The organism is Lentilactobacillus sp. Marseille-Q4993 (genome assembly GCF_951230165.1).
Lineage (GTDB): Bacteria > Bacillota > Bacilli > Lactobacillales > Lactobacillaceae > Lentilactobacillus.
Genome location: NZ_CATNVB010000027.1, coordinates 14,963 through 33,051, shown reverse-complemented (window position 1 = coordinate 33,051; position 18,089 = coordinate 14,963). Strand labels below are relative to the sequence as shown.

The following is an 18,089-nucleotide window of genomic DNA, read 5'->3' as shown; positions in this document are numbered from 1 at the left end:
GTTAGCTCATGATTATTTGTTTTATTGATTATTTCACGAATTGACTTCGCAAATGTTTGTCTCCAACCATAAATGATTGGAGGACCCTACACATTTGTTTGTCGAAAATTTTGTTCAGTTTTCAAAGGCCTACATTGTTGCCAAGATGATCTTCGCTGTCGTCCGAACACGTCGTGTTCGTCGCAACCGCTTGATGCGTCTTGCTTTTAAGCAACGATAATTATTATATAACGCTCAATTTCAAATGTCAACAAGAAGTTTTAATCTGAATTGGTATATCTTGGTCATCGCTGTTAAGCAACGAGTTAAATATTACTAGCTATTCACCTCCACGTCAACAACTTTTTGAATTTATTTTCAAATAATCGTAAATTACCGTTAAGGAGAAAACAAAAGCTAACAAATAAAGTGCTAAACTCTGTATACTGTACTGAGCACTATATATAGAAAGGGAGTCATCATTGTGGCTAAAACGCTGATCCTCGATGCAAAGAGGACCCCCATCGGCAAACTCAACGGAAAGCTTAGCTCATTTTCAGCAGTTGAACTTGGAACTACGGTCGCCAAAGAGTTACTGAACCAAACAACTCCAAACCAAATAGACCAAGTTATCTTTGGCAATGCGATTCAAGCGGGAAATGGTCAAAACCCCGCCCGCCAGATTCTTATTAACAGCAATATTCCAAATTCTAGAACCGCATTCACCGTAAATCAGGTTTGTGGCTCTGGTATGAAGGCTATCCACCTAGCTCACTCAGCTCTTCAACTGAATGAGGCTTCGCTTATCCTTGCGGGTGGAACTGAAAGTATGTCAAACGTCCCGTTCTACGATCTCAATAGAAGAAAGGGTACCAAGTTTGGTAATCAAATCCTAGCAGACGGCTTAAGTAAGGATGGTTTAGATGATGCATTCTCTAACCAACCCATGGGAATCACAGCTGAAAACGTAGCGGCAAAGTACCACGTATCCCGTGAGGAGCAAGACGAACTGGCCCTCCGATCCCACGTTCTAGCTAAAAAGGCTATCAACGATGAATCATTTAAAGATGAATTGATTCCAATTAACATCGCGGGAACGAACATGACCTCCGATGAATCAGTTAGGTTCGACACTAGTTTAGAAAAACTTGCTGGTCTCAAACCGGTATTCAAAGAAAACGGAACGGTGACGGCAGGGAACGCAGCCGGATTGAACGACGGTGCGGCCGGCCTATTGCTCACCACGGACGAGAAACTGGCAGACATTGATACAGCCGCTACACCCACGGCCGAAATAATTGGATACACAGAAGTTGGAACCGACCCTAATTATATGGGTTATGCTCCCTACTACGCCATTAGCAAACTACTAGATAACTTAAAAATGGAAGTTAGTGACATCGACTTATTCGAAATCAACGAAGCTTTTGCATCTCAAGTTGTTGCTGTCGCTCGTGATCTTCATATCGATTTTGCGAAACTCAACATTCTGGGTGGTGGTTTAGCTCTTGGTCACCCGTTAGGTGATTCAGGTGCCAGAATCGTTTCAACGTTAATCAATAATTTAAATCTAACTAACAAAACTTATGGCATTGCCTCACTATGCATGGGCGGTGGCATGGGTGCAGCTATTGCAATCAAGAAGCTGTAGCCATTACATTCACAATCTTTATTTTTGACCTTTTGATAACAAACTAGTTAACATAAGGGTATAAAGAGAAAGGATGTGGATCAAATGAGTTTAAAGAACAAAGCCGAACAAGTAAAGGGCAAAGTTAAAGAAGGCGCTGGTGAAGCAACCGACGACGAAAGCATGAAGTTAAAGGGTAAAGTAGAAAATCTTGCAGGCCAAGCTAAGGACAAAGCTGAAGAAGTTAAGGACAAGGCTGCTGAAAAGGTAAACGATTTTATGGATAAGAAGGATGGCGAATAGTCATTCACAACTAAATAAACATCAATACGAAAGGGTTATGTTAATTTCAAAAGAGAAGTTGACGTAGCCTTTTTTCTATACAAATAAGGATATCTGCCCATCAAAAAACATCCCTTAGTTAACACGCTCAAATTTTTATATTATAGTTGAAGTTGAAAACTAATTGCTTTATACTTTTCAAATGTGTTTTTACTAATGATTATAATTAGTTATTTCAAAAAGGGGTGTTACCAGCAAATGACAACAACATACTTACGGCAAGCAAACAACAACGACCTGCCAGAGATCAAAAAGATTATCGCTGACGCAAAGGGATTCCTGAAGGATCAAGGAATTGATCAGTGGCAGGACGGATACCCAACCGAAGAGGACCTTGAAAAAGACCTTAAATTCGGTATTACCTACGTATTGATAATCGACGGCAAAATCGCCGCCACAGCCGCACTACACCAAGGATTAGATATTAACTACCTTAACATCCATGATGGCGACTGGGTCAACGGGGTGGAAGCACGCTACACCGCAATCCATAGAATTGCCATGTCATCTGGTTTCAGAGGGCAACACCTATCAGAAAAAATGATGACTGGTCTAATCACTATTTCCAGTGTTCTTGGCTATAAAGATATCCGAATTGATACTCACCCAGATAACCTAGGAATGCAAAAGGTTATCAAGCAAAATGGGTTTGAAAAGCGTGGCGTTATATACATGGAAGAAAAGCCAGGCAAACAAACCCCACGGTTCGCGTACCAACTACTAATTGATTAATCTACCGTTATTGGTTAGAATCCATGTAGAGGTGAATGAACATGCTTCAATCTGATCTTCATGTCCGCTTGGCCCTACTAATTATGTACGGGATTGGCACCGTTTTTTTGCTAGCAGTTATGTTTTTACTAGCCAAACTAAATCAACGTTTCTGGACAAAATCATCGATCGCTATTTCGGCAATTATTGCTATTATGTTGGTGATTTTCGTTACTCTAACGTTCGTATCATAATCTAGATCGCCACGGCGGTCTTTTTTTCTGCATTTTTTTACGTTTGGCAATATAATGGCTCTAACAAATACGGGGAGTGATAACAATGGCAGCAAACATTACCAACGATATCATCTACGATTCAAAAACAGGACAAACTCTAGACGTGTACGAACCCAACGTAGAAACTGCAAATCAGCAGGCAATTATCCTCATTCATGGTGGCGGGTGGTATCAAGGAGATAAGAAAAAGCAGGCTACAATTGCGGAATATCTTAGTAACAAGGGTTATTTCGTCTTCGTTCCAAATTATCGACTTGCCCCCGACTATCTTTATCCAGCTGCCCAAGAGGACGTACTGACCGTGTACGACTGGATAGTGGCCAGTGATTATCAATTTGATAAGGCACGAATCGGGGCACTGGGTATGTCCGCTGGCGGGAATTTAGCAATCGAACTTGCAATCAACCGCCATATCCCAATTGCATCATGGTCGGGAATCATTGACCTAGATAAATGGATCGCTCAGCATCAAAACATCGTTGCATCCAAGAAAGATGCCCCTGACCCAAATACTCCTAGTGACAAAATCGATCAGGATGGTTCAAATGACCCCTATTACAAGTGGTTTGTCTTGAATTACGTAGGCGGAGATACTGCCAAACTAAAGCAGGCATCCCCGGCATACCGCATCGACACCACTACTGGGCCAATGATGATTGCTAATTCGTTAAATGAACTAGTCCCAATGAGCGGTGTGTTTGATATCTTCGCCCAGGCCACTGCGTTCAATGTCCCAACTGAGATAATGACGCTGGCAGGTGGCCGTCACGGGAATGCCTACTTCGATGATGCGATTGGTTCAACCCTTGCCTTTTTCGATAAATATCTAAATTAGCCCAAACAAAAAACGGATTCCATTTTGGAATCCGTTTTTTTATATCAGTTTGAACGCTTGTTCCAAATCCGCAATCAAATCATCAGCATCTTCCAAGCCAACTGAAACCCGAATCAATTCATCCTTGATTCCCATTTCAAGCCGTTCAGGCTTTGGAATTTCAAAGTGAGACATGAAGGCAGGTACTTCAATCAAACTTTCAGCCGCTCCAAGTGAAACCGCAAGGATAAACAGATGAAGATTATTGACGAACTTCTTAACATCGAGTCCTTCTTTGAGCTCAAACGAAAGAACGCCACCAGCCCCATTTGTTTCATCTTCAACGATTTGATAATCAGCAGACTCTTTATCAACAGTTGGATAATTGATTTTAGCAACCTTTGAACTAGTTTCTAAGTATTCAATGATTCTTTGAGTATTACTAAGATGACGATCCATTCTCAAATTTAGAGTTTGGATTCCTCGTCTTAATAAGTTAGCTTCTTGGGGAGCCAACACCGCACCAATCGTATTTTGAACATCGTAAATTTGCTTACTAAGCTCAGGTGTCTTAGTGACAACGATTCCGGCAACGAAATCTGAATGGCCACCCAAATATTTGGTAGCAGAATGAACGACCACGTCAGCACCCAAGTTAAGCGGTTGTTGTAAGTAAGGTGATAAGAACGTATTATCCACGATGGTCAACAAACCATTTTCATGGGCAACCGCAGCAATATCCTTCACACTAGAAACTCTAAGTAGCGGGTTAGTCAATGTTTCAAAATAAATTGCCTTAGTATTGTCCTGAATTGCTTCCTCTACTTCATCCGGACTAGTTGTATCGACCTCAGTAAATTCAACACCACGGGGCTTAAGAAAGTCATTAATTAGTCTAAACGTACCACCATAAATATTATCCCCAATAAGGATATGGTCACCTGGCTTAAAAAGAGCTAGGGCTGCATGAATCGCTGCCATCCCACTAGAGAATGCAAATCCACGGTCACCGTTTTCTAGCTCAGCACAGACCTTTTCAACCGCTGCTCTAGTCGGGTTTCCCGACCGTTCATAATCGTACTCTACTTGGTCTCCCAAGTGAGGGTAACGATAAGTTGATGAATTGTAAATTGGGACATTAACCGCCCCAGTGTTGTTATCATCGACCGCACCGCCGCGGACTAACAACGTATTGAACTTAACCATAAAACCTCTCCTAACTAATAATAACTTTTGTCCCTACTGGTACTGCTCGATTGATCCACTTTGCATCTGGAATCGATAACCGAACGCACCCATGAGAGTTAGCTTCCTTACCAAGCTGTCTAGCTTCCGATTTAATAAACCGGCCATATTCGTCAGTCGGGACCGTATGAAATAGATAAATTCCGTGATCCTTAAACGAAGTCCAGTACTTTGCACCCTCACCAGAAGATTGGTTATAGAAAAAGTTACCATGTTCTGGCTGAATTTGAAAGCTTCCTTTTGGAGTTGAGTCGTTTTTCCCAGTTGATGCATACATCGTGTACAGAACATTATTATCATGGCTCATTACAAATACTCTTTGCTGAGCTATTGAAACTCGCAGATACCGCCCACTATTAGGAGTAATTTTCGGGTATGGCTTATCCTCAGACGGTTTTGTCCAATTTATTTGTGGGGACTGAGCTTCTTGTTTTTGTTCAGTTCTCGGTTGGCCATTATTATCACTCTGATTTTTTGCTTTTCCCTGACTTGAACATGCGGAAAGCACAATCAAACTGAGCGTCGCAATAACGGCGAGTATTTTTTTCTTCATCCGTCATTCACCTTAAATTATTTAAAAGCATTAACTAGATAATAACGCATTTCATCAAATAGATAAATTATCACATAGTGCCCTTAATCGATACTTATCAATTCATGCTTAGAAATTAGGTATAACGACTTATTAGTAATTTGGCTACTAAGGATGTTCTCCAAAGCCAAAGCATACAGGTTGATTTGACCACGATAACGATCAACAACATCCTCCACCCCGTGTTTGGGAGTAATATGGTCCGTCTTATAGTCAAACAGATAAACCCCATCGTCAGCAATCACATAGCCATCGATAATTCCGTGAATCAGTAGTTTTTGGTCTGAATCACCCTGAAGGTCAACGAAAATTCGGTCCGCTGGAATCAATAACGAAAACGGAACTTCACGGAACGTATTAGTTGGATTAGCAATTACCCGTTGCCCAACTTCCGTATCGAAGAAAGCAACAGCATCCTGAATATCAATGTATTGGGCAACAGATTCTTCGATCGCCCCCTGCTTGACCAGCTTAGCTAGCAACTCCTGAAAGTCATCTTCAGTCGGCTTATGATCAATTGCAATCTGCTGGAGCAGCAAATGGGTCGCCGTTCCAATTTCAGTTGGTTGTGGTTTTCTACCCGTTTCCTGTTGCATGAATTTTGGCGTTGGCAAACTACTGCTTAACACCCTATTAGCATGAAGACTGTCACCAATTTTCAAGCTTGGGTTTGCGGCCATCCGCAAATTATCCGAATCGTCAAATGCTCGCTTAATTTCAGAAACTGATTGGTAGGCCGTAGTCTGAGTTGCTGCTTGGAAGGGATATTTAAAAGTTAATACCCTGTCAATTTGAGCCTGATTCATTTCATTATCGAGTTTGTCAACATTCAGACTAGCTGCCAGCGTATCCTCTACCCAATTGCTAGTCTCCACTTGTTGTCCAAGCAATTCGGTCGCTTTTTTCTTGATATCACTCTCAGTTTTCAAAGTTAGACTAAATTTAGCCTTATCATCAGCTAAGAACTTTCGGTCTTGTTCATATCCATATGCTTCCGTAACGGCCGGATGCCGAGCAATTGCGGCGCCAATCCAATCCATATATGTGCTACTGTTTTCCCTTGCCGAGAGCGGAATTACTAGTTGGGTTGGATCAACCACGGAACGCCATTTCTCAATCAAATCATCAATTATTACCGGTTTGTTGGCATTTGAATGGCCAGCAACGTAAAGCCGCTGCTCCGCCCGGGTAATCGCTACATAAAGCTTTCGCATTTCCTCACTCAAACTAGCGTTATTAGTAACCGACTTTATAACTGGTTTTTGAAGGGGATCAAATATCATTCTCGTGTCGTTTTCTAAATAGGATATCCCAATTCCAAATTGGTCATTCATGATGTATTTCCCAGTTAAGTCCCTTTTATTGAATCTCCTAGACATTCCGCCCAAAAAGACGACCGGGAATTGTAGCCCCTTACTACCATGAATCGTCATTACGTGAACCGCATCCTCCGTCGTGGTGGCGTCAGCGCTCTCAAGGTCTTCATCACGCTGTTGCATCTTGTTAATGAACTGAACAAATCTAAACAAGCCTTTAAAACCACTGTTCTCATAGTCCGCTGCTCTTTCGTACAAGGCATGCAAATTGACCTGTCGCTGGTGACCTGATGGCATCCCACCAACGTAATCCAAAAATCCAGTTTCATTATAGATCGCCCAAATCAAATCAACGATTCCATCCTGTTGGGCAATATTCTTAAAGTGATCCAGTTGTTTCAGAAAAGTTTCGATTTTAGGATACAACCGCTCAGCATATTGACTTGATTCGACGTAATCATGTTGGTTATAAAAGTCCAGAACCGCTTGAAAATAATCACCAGTATTCTTATTGATTCTCAAGTACGCTAGTTCATTCTCATCAAGCCCCACGATTGGTGACCTCAAAACGGAAACCAAGGGGATATCCTGGTACGGGTTATCAATTATTGAAAGTAGCGACATCATAATCTGAATTTCCGTCGTCTTAAAGTAGCTGCTTGCTCCGTTAACTACAACCGGAATCGAATAGCTACCAAACTGATCCAGGATCATCAAATCATTTCCCCTAGTAGGAGAAATTACCGCAATATCACCATACTGAATTGGTCGGGTCTGCTTAGAGTCCCGATCATAAATCAGCTCTTGATTATCGACTAGCTCTCGAATCTTCTGCGCAATCATTATAACTTCGCCATCATTAGACTCTTCAATCGCATCCTCGTCCTCATTGACTGGTTGCTTTGTTCCTTCGTCAGGCGAATAGATCATTACCTCAATTTGGCTGTTTAAATCCTTTGGATAATACTCTGCCCCAAACTTAAGTTGCGCCTGGTCATGATAATTCAGCGCCCCAAGTTCTTCATCCATCACCTGATTAAATATCAAGTTAGCAAAGTTAGCGATATTCTCCGTAGACCGGAAGTTTTCGGCCAGCGTAATAAGCTCGTTATCGTTAGTTGCATCCCCATAGCTATTCTGTTTATCAACAAACATCGTTGGGTCTGCTAATCTAAACCGGTAAATCGACTGTTTCACATCACCCACCATAAATCGGTTCTGGTTTGCGATTTGGTTCAATATTGCATCTTGAAGCCGGTTATTATCCTGATACTCATCCGTCATTATCTCAGTATACTGACTCTTGATTCGCTCCTGAACCTTGATTGCCTTCTCATCAGTACTAGTCAGCAAGTCATAAGCCGCATGCTCAATATCGTTAAACTCCATCAAATGACGGCGCTGTTTTTCCTTGGAGTATGCTTGCCGGAAATCAAAGACCACACTGATCAATTTGGTGATGCGTTTCTTTGAAAGTTGCATGATTCGGTTTGCGTCATCTTCATTGAGAGTGAAGTAGCTAGGAAGAATATACTTAGAAATAACTTTTTTTGCCTCTCCCAAAACATCCAGTGACCGCTTGTGAATATCAATTTGTTCAGGTTCGGAGTTCTTTTTGCTCATTGCTGGAGCTCTACCTAATTTAAAGTCGGTCAGCCTCGTTCTCATTTCATCAAAACTCAAGCTAGGTAATGTAGCTCCTAAATCTTCAACCAGTTTGATTTGGTCAGCAAAGAAGATAATATCCTTATCATTCTGGCCATCTTCAGAGAGTGACTTTGCCAACTTTAATTGCGACATCAGGTTTTCTAGTTTTCTCAAAATATCAGGAAGGATTTTCTGTTTAAAGAAACTACTCTTAGCAATCTCCTCGTTGTCTAGCTCATAATAATCAGCTGCGCTCTGAAGCCACTTCTCTGGATCATCATTAACCCCAGCAAAATCATTCATCTTAAAAATCAACTCAGTTAAACCATCATCGCTTCGGTCATTACTAAAGTTTTCCGTTAAGGCCGCAAAAGAACCATCATCATCATTGAGGTACAGCTCTTCTCTCACATCATCCCAAACCTGTTCGCGTAACAGTTCCATTTCAGTCGTATCAGCCAAGATTCTAAAGTTAGGATCAATTCCCAAAACGTAGTAGTATCGGCTAACCAACTTCTGACAAAAGGAATCCATCGTGGTAATATCCGCAATATTAACTTTTTGAATCTGGGTTAATAACCGTGATTTTTCTGCGGAATCACTAGCTTCGTTGTACTTTTCTCGCAGTGAACTGGCTAATCTTTCCCGCATTTCCTTGGCGGCCGCATTGGTAAATGTAACCACTAATAACTGGTCAACATTCACGTTATGGTTTCCGATTAGATTAATAATTCGGTCAACTAAGACCCTAGTTTTCCCTGAGCCCGCAGAAGCAGAAACCAGAATGTTGCCTTGGGGGCGCTCAGTTATCGCTTTTTCTTGATCGGCTGTATAATTCATTCCTTATGTTCCTCCTTCAAGCGAGCAATTACTTCTTCAGCTTTTAACTTTTCAATCACGTTATATCTATTTTCAGGTAACAATGGGTCAAAGTTCATGATTGATTTATAGGGCGAAAATTGCAGGGCGGTTGCCTTCCCATCCTTAAATGGGGCTAACTTAATATCTCCATTAAATATTTGGGTACCTGCCTCCACAATCAAGTTCTCGGTATGGTTTAAGAAGCGATCCAGGTCCTCTGGAGTAATTAGGCTACTTTTTGCAGTTGGTGTACCATCCTTCTTCAACGCAAACGGCAGATAAAGCGGGTTATCTTTATCATGCGATGTATCTACGTGCTTCAGTAAATCCATGTCCTCAACTAACAATCCATTATACCTATGGTCATCTAACAGAAAATTATTAATATCGCCCTTTATTTTATCCTTCGCTAATTCTTCCGGCTTTACAATCGAATTCTTGATATGCAGATATAAAACTCCAGCTAGCAACGCCTTTTCATCACTATCGGACAACTTATCGAGGTTCTTCTTAACCACATCTAAATAGGTCATCAACTGCATCGATAACCCAGAATATGCTTTAGAAAAATCAAAATCCCGCTCCGAAGACTTATAGTCAACAACCGCAAAGTACTTCTTTTCAGGAATATCTAGTTCATCGATCCGGTCGATCCGTCCCCGAACGTGGATTTTATTATTATCTGGTAATTCAAATTCAAGTCCAGCTAGGTTTGAGCCACCAGGTTGACCAAACACTAATTCCGTTTGCTTTGGTCTCATCGGTGTTCGCGTTTGCTGCTCCTTCAAAACGGTTACCATTTGAATGAGCGTTTTTTGAAGTTCATTGGTAATGTATTTCATCCGATTCGAGCTTTGGAGGATAACGTAAGCAAAATTATCTGGATTAGTCACCATAGTGGAAACCGTATCGGAAACTAATTTCTTGATTTCGTCGTCACCAAGCTCACTCAGTTCAATCTTGTTCTGCCTGAAATTGTCCACAATCCGCTCAAGAGCTTCATGAAAGAACTGCCCAGTTGATTGTGGTGACAGCTTGAACTCATCACGTTCTTGTAATTTGAGACCATAACGCAAGAAGTACTCATATGGGTTTTGATAAAACGACTCTAATTGGGAAATAGAAATGTTGAGTTCACCGTTATATAAATCGGTCACTATTTCCTTGTCCAGAGAATGAACCTCATTTTTATAGTCTAAACTTGCTAGTAATCGGTCAACAAGGAAGGTATACCGACCATCAGATTTAATTTTATTTAATGTGTACTGCCAGCTTGGAGCCAGTGATTCATTGGCCTTAGCTGATGCTTGGCTGACTTGAATCAAGTGGTGCAAACTACTTCTCAACGTACCGATATATTTATCTACGTCATCACTATTAGCCGGAACCGAACTTACTTCCTCCGGTTTGATATGGAAATAATTAGCAATTCTGGCAACGTAAGGAGACAGCTTTATTGCATTCTCTTCGCCTTCACCTTCTGAGTACGTGAAAATAAGCTTTTCACTACCACTTAAAAAGCTAAGGTAATTCAAATAAGGCTCAAAGGCAATTTGAGCATCACTTGGATCATTTAAATATTTTTCATCGGGTAATACCGTTTCGAGCTGATTAACATCATCGTCACCAAACAGGCTCTCATTTACTGACACCATTGGCATATTATCATCAGTTGCCCCTATGATAAACGTGATTTTCCGGTTATTCATCTGAACCATTCCGCTTTCTGAAACGGAAACCTGATCAAGAGTTGTTGGTACCAACGAGTATGTTGCCCCCACAAACCCCGAGTATAACAAGTTCCAAAAATCATCAGCCACAAACTGCCGGTCACCTAAAATCGAAACCATTTCATCTAGCAAATTAACAAACGTTTTATGGACCTGCTCAATTTGATCTGCCCGGTTGATATCCCCGGCATTATTAGCGCGGTCACGCCAAGCCACTAACTGATCAAAAACCCCCATATCAGTCAGGAAATTATAGATAATCGTGGCGGCTTCAGTGTTAGTTGAAGCTTTAAATAAGCGTTTATAAAACCGAGGGAGGTTATCTTTGATTAGATGCCGAACAACATTGACCCTTGCGGATAATCGTTCGTTCCTTTCGGTTTTCAGTACTTCTTCATCTCCATCTTGGACCCACACGTACTGCCAGTCGTCAGATTGAAGCCATTTCTGATCCTCAAAGCCGTTTTTTAAAACCAGGTTTTCAGCCAACGCCAAATCTTGTCTAAACTCATCAATTTCGAGGTACCCGTCATCTGTCTTTGGCAAGACCAACTCCGATTTGAGAAATCTCATTACGTCATCATACATGTAATTGCGCCGGCGATTAGGATCGACCATTGAAAATAGTGCGTCTAGCAGTTCAACTAGTGGGTGATCAGCCATTGATTTTTGAATATCTTCAAAATAGGGGATCTCAGCGTTCTCAAACACGGGTTGTAAAACATTCTGGTATGCAGCCAATTTTCTCGTAACTATTAAAAAGTCGGAGTAACGGTATCCCTTGGTTGCAACTAATTGCCGGATTTTAGTCGCTACTTGATCAAGTTCAGTGTAGCGGCTGTCGGTTTTTATGATTTGCACGGAATCATCCTGAATTTTGTTTGGAGCCGTAATCTGTTCCATCGAAGATGATTGTTGCCAATATTGTTCCAGTCTTAATAAGTCTGAATTCACCCTAGGATTATCAGCTACAGTTGTCCCTAAATACGGAACTTGGTTTGCCGCTGCAAACTGATACAAGCGGTGGAATAACTTGGCGGGAGCATAAAACAAGCTATCACTATTTGGCAGGTCAGTTGGATAAGCCCTATCAAGGGTTAAGCCAACAGTAACGGAATCCCCTTTCACGATTAGCGTTTCAACCAATCGAAGCTCCTGTGCGGTTAGCTTTGAAAAATTACTAATAAAGAAGTGGGTTCCCTTAATCTCATGACTGTCTAGATAGTCGCTTAACAGGTTAAGCCCGTTATGGTTATCGAAATAGCGACTTTCAATCTCAGTTTGAAACCGGTCATATATAATCCCGAAATCATGCAATTTATCCTGCAAATCATTGGTCAGGTCAGCGTCCGATTTGGTTATCGAGAACAAATCACTCGGCGTAACATTTCCGGATTGAAACTCAGTGATTTGTCGCGACAATTGATCCAAAAAGCCAGCATGATTGACTTCTTGATCAAACAGAAATAAATCATCTTTGCTGTCATTGATAACCTGGTACAACAGCATATTTATTCCGGCCGGTGAAATTCGTTGGCGCTGATACTCAGCCGTTCCCCGAAGGAAGTACCAAGCAAGACGTGAAAAGGATAATACCTGCAAGTTAGACTCAGCGGTAACGTCACCCCCATTGCCAACCTTCGCCAGCGTATCAATTTCTGATTCGAACTTCATATGGTTTGGTACTAAATAGAAAAATCGATCATTGGGTTTTTCCATCATATCCGTTTTTAAAGCGGTCGCAATCTCTTGATTACCATCGTATCCCGCCTTGGAAACTATAAATTTTAATGTCACCAAAATCACCCCACATATGCTTTAATGTTACCATAACGGTTACAAATATAGACTATTATCCAGTGGAAAACTGAAAGTGCTTTTTTATTGAAGAATCATAGAAATGTTTTATCATTAGTTTATGGATGTTTGAAAAAGCATCCACTTGATAAAATTAATGAAGGCTTTTCGCTTGCATTGATCTTGTTCTGGAACTATCAATATCACTTCACGATGAAGTAAATATCTTGATCTACCCCAATATATCTTTAAAACAATTGGTAGTTCCAACTCCTAAAGACGCCTGGGGCAACCCAGGCGGTACATAAGTTAAATACGATAATCCGGCATGGTTGTTGCCGGCTTTTTTATTCCCCGATAATAAAAAAGCATTTAATTGTGCACAATAAATAAAAATGGTTTAATGAACGTGAGCTTATAGTTAATGACGTTAATTATAAGCAAAACATTTTATTACAGGGGGAACTATCATGGCAAAAGTTGCAATCGTAACCGGTGGTGGTCAAGGGATTGGCGAGGGAATCGTTCGCCAACTTGCTCAAGACGGTTTTACAGTCGCTGTCGCTGATCTAAACGAGGAAAATGCCCAAAAAGTCGCTACTGATATTGGCAACAACTCAAAGGGTTACTTTGTTGACGTTGCCGATAAGCAAAGTGTTTTTGACTTAGTTAAGCATGTGGTTAGCGATTTAGGGGAACTAAACGTAATGGTTAATAACGCTGGAATTGCTAAAATTGGTCAAATCACAGAAACTAGTGAGGATGACCTTTCCAAAATTCTGGATGTTAATATCAAAGGCGCGTTTTATGGAATTCAAGCCGCAGCTGATCAAATGAAGAAACAGGGTAAGGGCGGCAAAATTATCAGTGCTTCTTCAATTGCCGGTCACGAGGGCTTTGAACTACTTGGCGCATACTCTGCAACTAAGTTTGCGGTTCGCGGTTTAACCCAAGTTGCCGCAAAGGAACTAGCTAAGGATAAAATCACCGTTAATGCTTACTGCCCAGGAATTGTATTAACCCCAATGTGGGATCAGATTGATAAGGAAATGGCTAAGATTTACAACGTTCCAATTGGTCAGAGTTTGCAGAAGAACATTGAATCAATTGCTTTAGGTCGAGGCGAAGAGCCTGCGGACGTTGCAAATCTGGTTTCATTCCTAGCGGATTCAAAATCGGACTATATTACTGGTCAGTCAATCATCGTTGATGGTGGGATTAACTTCGCTTAAGCTTTACCCTATCTACCCAATAAATAGAATTCACCCAAAAAGGCCAACCTCGAAATGAGGTTGACCTTTATTTGTTAACGATTGCTTTGTAAGTTCTACGATATCTGTTGTCGAAAACCATTAAGATCTCTCTTGTAATCCCTGCCTAGATGTAACTACTAGTTTTCCCTTCTCTTGAATATCTTTCCAAGACCAAAGAGTGAAATTACTAACATAATTGCGCCAACAATTGTAGTTGCAGCATTCTTCTTGTCACCAGTTTGTGGTAATTTAGTTGCTGTTGTCTCGGTTTCTGTTTCGGTATCAGTATTAGCTGAAACTGGGATTAACGAAGCTGCTTCAATTGAAGTAGACGCGTCATCTGTTTTAGCAGATGAATCAGTACTCCAGTTGGTAACTGATGGATTGAAGGTAGAATCAGCATAGTTTCCACGATTATCAAGATTAGTTGCTTTTTTATCAGTTACATTATTTTTAACACTGCCAGGATTTTTGGTTGTATTCGTAGTCGTTTCTTTGTTTGCTGGATTATCTGTATTCTCAGCAGGTTTATCTACATTTTCAGTAGGTTTATCTATATTTTCAGCAGGCTTATCTTGAGAAGATCCATTATCATCAGGATTATCGGTTGTTGAACCAGTCTCTGAACCATCTGGGTAAACAGGATCTGGTAACTCTGGTTTTGGATATTCATCAGGCCCTGGTTGAACTGGGTCCGGTAATTCTGGCTTTGGATATTCTTCAGGACCCGGTTGAACAGGCTCTGGTAATTCTGGCTTTGGTCCCGATTTATACAATATTGTGAATTCTTGATTCTTATTAGTAAAGGTACCCACAATTTCTTGTGGATTACCTGGGAAATAACCTTTTATCTCAGGAGCTTGAATGTCATATTTAGTATTAGGAATGTTCTTAATAGTTTGACTGCCAATTATGGCACCACTATCAACATCCTTGTAATACACTGTAATGGTATATCCTTGTAAGATCTGAACATAACTTTGTGGTTCGCCTAAATTGGTGCCAAAATCATATTTATCTTTCAACTGCTCTTTGACATATGCTGCGCCTTTTTCAGTCAGGCTATAATAGTAAGTTCCTTTTTTGCTAGCATTATTGACGATATCAAAGCCATATTCTGGTTTATCAGATCCTTCAGGAACGAAAGTACCTGTATAATAACCTTCACCATTAGGAATGTTGATGTATTCAGTAACACTACCATCATGGTCGTTTTTGGTTAGCAGGCCAAGTCTTGGTTGCCAGTCTTTGTACTGTGGTGTTTGATTTTCATCATCATACATCCGGCCTGTGATACCACCGATGAAGTCCCACCTTGTAATGAGGTTGCGAGAAACATAAATCGCGATATGACCATTTCGATCAGTATCAATACTGTAGTTTTGACCTTGCTTAACGGACACGTTATTAACAGCGTAGCCTTCGTAATTGTAATGGCCTGTTAATTTTTTGAGCCAGCCTTGCATATCAGAATCTTTTAATTCTTGAGGTTGACCAGCAGGCTCAAACCGATCATAACTTTGAAAGATTGTCTCGCCAGTGTCTTTATCAACAATATAGGTTACTCGAAGTGGCCAGCCATAATTACCAGCGTTAGGGCCCCATTCAACAGCATTAGAACCTGCGGCGACATTAGATGGTGTGGGCTTATCCTGAGGCACCTGAACGTATAGATATATCTTGAAATCATTAGAGGTATTGATTGCTTGACCATCTTCAGTCCGTTTATCGTTGTTGACTGATTGGTCAAGATAGATAAAGCCAGTGCCTAAAAGACTGTCAATGACAGCCTGAGCATTATTCTTATTGATGGGAGACATGGGAGATCCTTTACCAAGCCGATCGTAATTGTTGTATAAGGCTTGGTTCGTGTCGTGATCAATGATTGTGATCTGACTTCTAACTTGATCTTCTGTCGGTTCTGGAAGTGTGTCTGTGGTCATGCCCTCAGTATTTTCGTCGATTTTCGGATCGGCAACATGATTGGCAGAAGCAGCGACATTATCACTAGCAGCGGAATACTGCTGTGGCGTGTCGGCTGCGTAAGCCTTAGCATCATATGCGTTGCTAGTTGGTTCTGTATTGGCCGTATTGGTTGTATCAGGTGTCACCGTTGCTGTATTGTCAGCATTAGTTTTAGTAACAGCGGAGTCCCCAGCAGGCGCTGTCACATTCGTGTTAGCAGCTGAATTAGCAGTTGCTGGATTGTCTGAATACGCAGAAGTAGTCGTGCTAGTTGTGTCAGGCGTGACTGTTGCCGTATCGCCAGCATTGGTCTTTGTATCATATGTGTTGCTAGTGGCCGTTGTCACATTTGTGTTATTAGCTTCTGTTGCGGTATTGCCTGTGTATCCAGGAGTAGCCGTGCTGGTCGTTGATTTGTAATCATTTGCGGGTGCTTGAGTATTATCTACTGTCGTAGTTGTGCTTGCTGGTACTGCAGATGCGTCAGCTGATTCAGTTGCAGAGTTATCAACTGTCTGAATTGGTGTAGCCGCCTTGGCCTCTGTAGCAATAGTCGGTGTGGTTGTATCTGTTGTTGCAGCTTGAGCCGTTCCACAATACAATGAGAAACCAGCAAATGCGATACCGGCAATGAGCCATTTTTTACCAGCTTTATACATTTTGAATCTTTTCTTCGTTTCCATCATAAATCCCCCCCAGGATAAAAAATAGACACTAATAAATGGTCAATATGTTTACAAATTAATTATAGCATGATTGATTGTTCTCTAAATAACATTAAGCTCTGCGTTAATTTATCATATGTTTTCTGATATTTTGAACTTTAAATCCAGTGTTTAGATTCTAAATCTGATTACATTACTGGTTAGTTATTCATCGTTGGCAGTGGGATTAACTTCGCTTAATTATCACCTTATGTTCCCCAAAAATAGAATTAACCAAAAAAGGCCAACTCCAAAATGAGGTTAGCCTTTATTTATTAGTGAGTTGCTTTATAAACCTGCAAACTTAACTTAGCCCGGTTAACATCCGTTGAGGTTAACGGATTAAAGCCATTTTTGCTGGCCTTCAACTTACTATATACATAAATTTCTGGGACATCGTTTGCCCAATACATTGCATCGTTTTTGTTAGGGGAATGATTCAGCCCTAACATGTGGCCCATTTCGTGGGTTAAAGTACTGGCATATTCAAATCGTCGAGCTTTTACATCAAGATTTTCCTTATCAATTACCCTTTTCTGAAGTTTAATCTCTTTTTCCGTCTTTTTGACTAAATCATTCCGATACTTGGACAACTTATTAGTATCAACATTTTTAGCACGAAATGAATCAATCAACCGATTATCTCGTGCAGTTTCTGTTTCAATACTCTTCTGTAAAACCAGCCTTGCCATTCGCTTTGGCGCACTAACAAAATATGAGCTCCGAATTTGGATTTCCTTTCTTGAAGGCGACCACCATGCATCACTCCGATCAGTACTCGTAACTTTTGAATTAGAAACCGAAAACTTTATGGTATGGTGTTTATTTGTTCCCAGTAAAAACACCTTGGTACCCAGCTTGCTATTCCAATAGTCCATTGCCAAATCCAAACTCTTTCGGAGTTCCTTATTTTTAGTGACATCGTAAATATATACTTTGCCCTTATTGTCTAAACCATTCATTGAGGCGTAGTTAAGTAAGTATTTATCCGCGAGTGATTGTTTATTCTGAAGATAAAATGAGTTTCCTTTCGTCAATAACGCTGATGTCGGCTTAATATCATCAGCTTTTGCAATCTTGACTTCAAACCAAAAACCACTAATTCCTGTTACCAGTATTCCCAAAATTACCGGTGCGACTATCTTCTTTGCTTTCATAAGGTGCTCCCCCAGTCCTTAATTACCTCTTAATTCTATGAAAAAACAAT

Annotated in this window: 12 protein-coding genes; 6 read left to right on the top strand and 6 right to left on the bottom strand. The window is 40.8% G+C overall.

Features of this window, described 5'->3' with window-relative positions; all coding sequences use genetic code 11:
- Positions 1 to 463 precede the first annotated feature (463 nt).
- From QOW94_RS08665 to QOW94_RS08645, 5 genes are all read left to right on the top strand, one after another.
- Complete coding sequence (locus tag QOW94_RS08665) at positions 464 to 1,630, top strand: thiolase family protein (protein ID WP_283679981.1); 1,167 nt, start codon at positions 464 to 466, stop codon at positions 1,628 to 1,630.
- An 84-nt stretch (positions 1,631 to 1,714) separates the two neighbouring features.
- Positions 1,715 to 1,912: a CsbD family protein gene (locus QOW94_RS08660; protein WP_283679980.1), complete on the top strand. Its 198-nt coding sequence runs from the start codon at positions 1,715 to 1,717 to the stop codon at positions 1,910 to 1,912.
- 237 nt (positions 1,913 to 2,149) lie between these two features.
- Positions 2,150 to 2,683, top strand: coding sequence for a GNAT family N-acetyltransferase (locus tag QOW94_RS08655; RefSeq protein ID WP_283679979.1), 534 nt, complete (start codon positions 2,150 to 2,152; stop codon positions 2,681 to 2,683).
- A 41-nt stretch (positions 2,684 to 2,724) separates the two neighbouring features.
- On the top strand, positions 2,725 to 2,916 hold the full coding sequence (locus QOW94_RS08650; RefSeq protein ID WP_283679977.1) for a hypothetical protein: 192 nt from the start codon (positions 2,725 to 2,727) through the stop codon (positions 2,914 to 2,916).
- 85 nt (positions 2,917 to 3,001) lie between these two features.
- On the top strand, positions 3,002 to 3,793 hold the full coding sequence (locus QOW94_RS08645; protein ID WP_283679976.1) for an alpha/beta hydrolase: 792 nt from the start codon (positions 3,002 to 3,004) through the stop codon (positions 3,791 to 3,793).
- Positions 3,794 to 3,832: 39 nt separating this feature from the next.
- On the opposite strand, the gene QOW94_RS08640 is transcribed toward QOW94_RS08645, so the two are convergent.
- The 4 genes from QOW94_RS08640 to QOW94_RS08625 all read right to left on the bottom strand — a co-directional run bounded on the left by QOW94_RS08640 (position 3,833) and on the right by QOW94_RS08625 (position 12,960).
- Complete coding sequence (locus tag QOW94_RS08640) at positions 3,833 to 4,978, bottom strand: trans-sulfuration enzyme family protein (RefSeq protein WP_283679975.1); 1,146 nt, start codon at positions 4,976 to 4,978, stop codon at positions 3,833 to 3,835.
- Positions 4,979 to 4,988: 10 nt separating this feature from the next.
- On the bottom strand, positions 4,989 to 5,570 hold the full coding sequence (locus QOW94_RS08635; protein ID WP_283679974.1) for a L,D-transpeptidase family protein: 582 nt from the start codon (positions 5,568 to 5,570) through the stop codon (positions 4,989 to 4,991).
- An 83-nt stretch (positions 5,571 to 5,653) separates the two neighbouring features.
- Positions 5,654 to 9,412 (bottom strand): helicase-exonuclease AddAB subunit AddA, encoded by a 3,759-nt coding sequence (gene addA, locus QOW94_RS08630; protein WP_283679973.1) that lies wholly within the window; start codon positions 9,410 to 9,412, stop codon positions 5,654 to 5,656.
- A complete protein-coding gene (locus QOW94_RS08625; protein ID WP_283679971.1) occupies positions 9,409 to 12,960 on the bottom strand; it encodes a PD-(D/E)XK nuclease family protein in 3,552 nt (1,183 codons plus the stop codon). The genes addA and QOW94_RS08625 overlap by 4 nt, the downstream gene beginning before the upstream one ends.
- A gap of 470 nt (positions 12,961 to 13,430) precedes the next feature.
- Here QOW94_RS08625 and QOW94_RS08620 point away from each other — a divergent pair, with 470 nt between their 5' ends.
- Entirely contained in the window at positions 13,431 to 14,192 is a 762-nt protein-coding gene (locus QOW94_RS08620; protein ID WP_283679970.1) for an acetoin reductase, read from the top strand.
- A 158-nt stretch (positions 14,193 to 14,350) separates the two neighbouring features.
- Here the strand turns inward: QOW94_RS08620 and QOW94_RS08615 are convergent, their stop codons facing one another.
- Together QOW94_RS08615 and QOW94_RS08610 are read right to left on the bottom strand one after the other, a co-directional pair.
- Positions 14,351 to 16,861: a KxYKxGKxW signal peptide domain-containing protein gene (locus QOW94_RS08615; RefSeq protein WP_283679969.1), complete on the bottom strand. Its 2,511-nt coding sequence runs from the start codon at positions 16,859 to 16,861 to the stop codon at positions 14,351 to 14,353.
- A 296-nt stretch (positions 16,862 to 17,157) separates the two neighbouring features.
- The gene (locus QOW94_RS08610; RefSeq protein WP_283679968.1) at positions 17,158 to 18,039 is read right to left on the bottom strand and encodes a matrixin family metalloprotease; all 882 of its coding nucleotides are present in this window, start codon (positions 18,037 to 18,039) and stop codon (positions 17,158 to 17,160) included.
- Between the last annotated feature and the right edge of the window lie 50 nt (positions 18,040 to 18,089).

Bases quoted from the DNA above. Each gene is read 5' to 3' on its own strand.
- QOW94_RS08660 (WP_283679980.1), top strand. From the start codon at position 1,715: ATGAGTTTAAAGAACAAAGCCGAACAAGTAAAGGGCAAAGTTAAAGAA.
- QOW94_RS08655 (WP_283679979.1), top strand. From the start codon at position 2,150: ATGACAACAACATACTTACGGCAAGCAAACAACAACGACCTGCCAGAG.
- QOW94_RS08650 (WP_283679977.1), top strand. From the start codon at position 2,725: ATGCTTCAATCTGATCTTCATGTCCGCTTGGCCCTACTAATTATGTAC.
- QOW94_RS08645 (WP_283679976.1), top strand. From the start codon at position 3,002: ATGGCAGCAAACATTACCAACGATATCATCTACGATTCAAAAACAGGA.
- QOW94_RS08640 (WP_283679975.1), bottom strand. From the start codon at position 4,978: ATGGTTAAGTTCAATACGTTGTTAGTCCGCGGCGGTGCGGTCGATGAT.
- QOW94_RS08635 (WP_283679974.1), bottom strand. From the start codon at position 5,570: ATGAAGAAAAAAATACTCGCCGTTATTGCGACGCTCAGTTTGATTGTG.
- addA (WP_283679973.1), bottom strand. From the start codon at position 9,412: ATGAATTATACAGCCGATCAAGAAAAAGCGATAACTGAGCGCCCCCAA.
- QOW94_RS08620 (WP_283679970.1), top strand. From the start codon at position 13,431: ATGGCAAAAGTTGCAATCGTAACCGGTGGTGGTCAAGGGATTGGCGAG.
- QOW94_RS08615 (WP_283679969.1), bottom strand. From the start codon at position 16,861: ATGGAAACGAAGAAAAGATTCAAAATGTATAAAGCTGGTAAAAAATGG.
- QOW94_RS08610 (WP_283679968.1), bottom strand. From the start codon at position 18,039: ATGAAAGCAAAGAAGATAGTCGCACCGGTAATTTTGGGAATACTGGTA.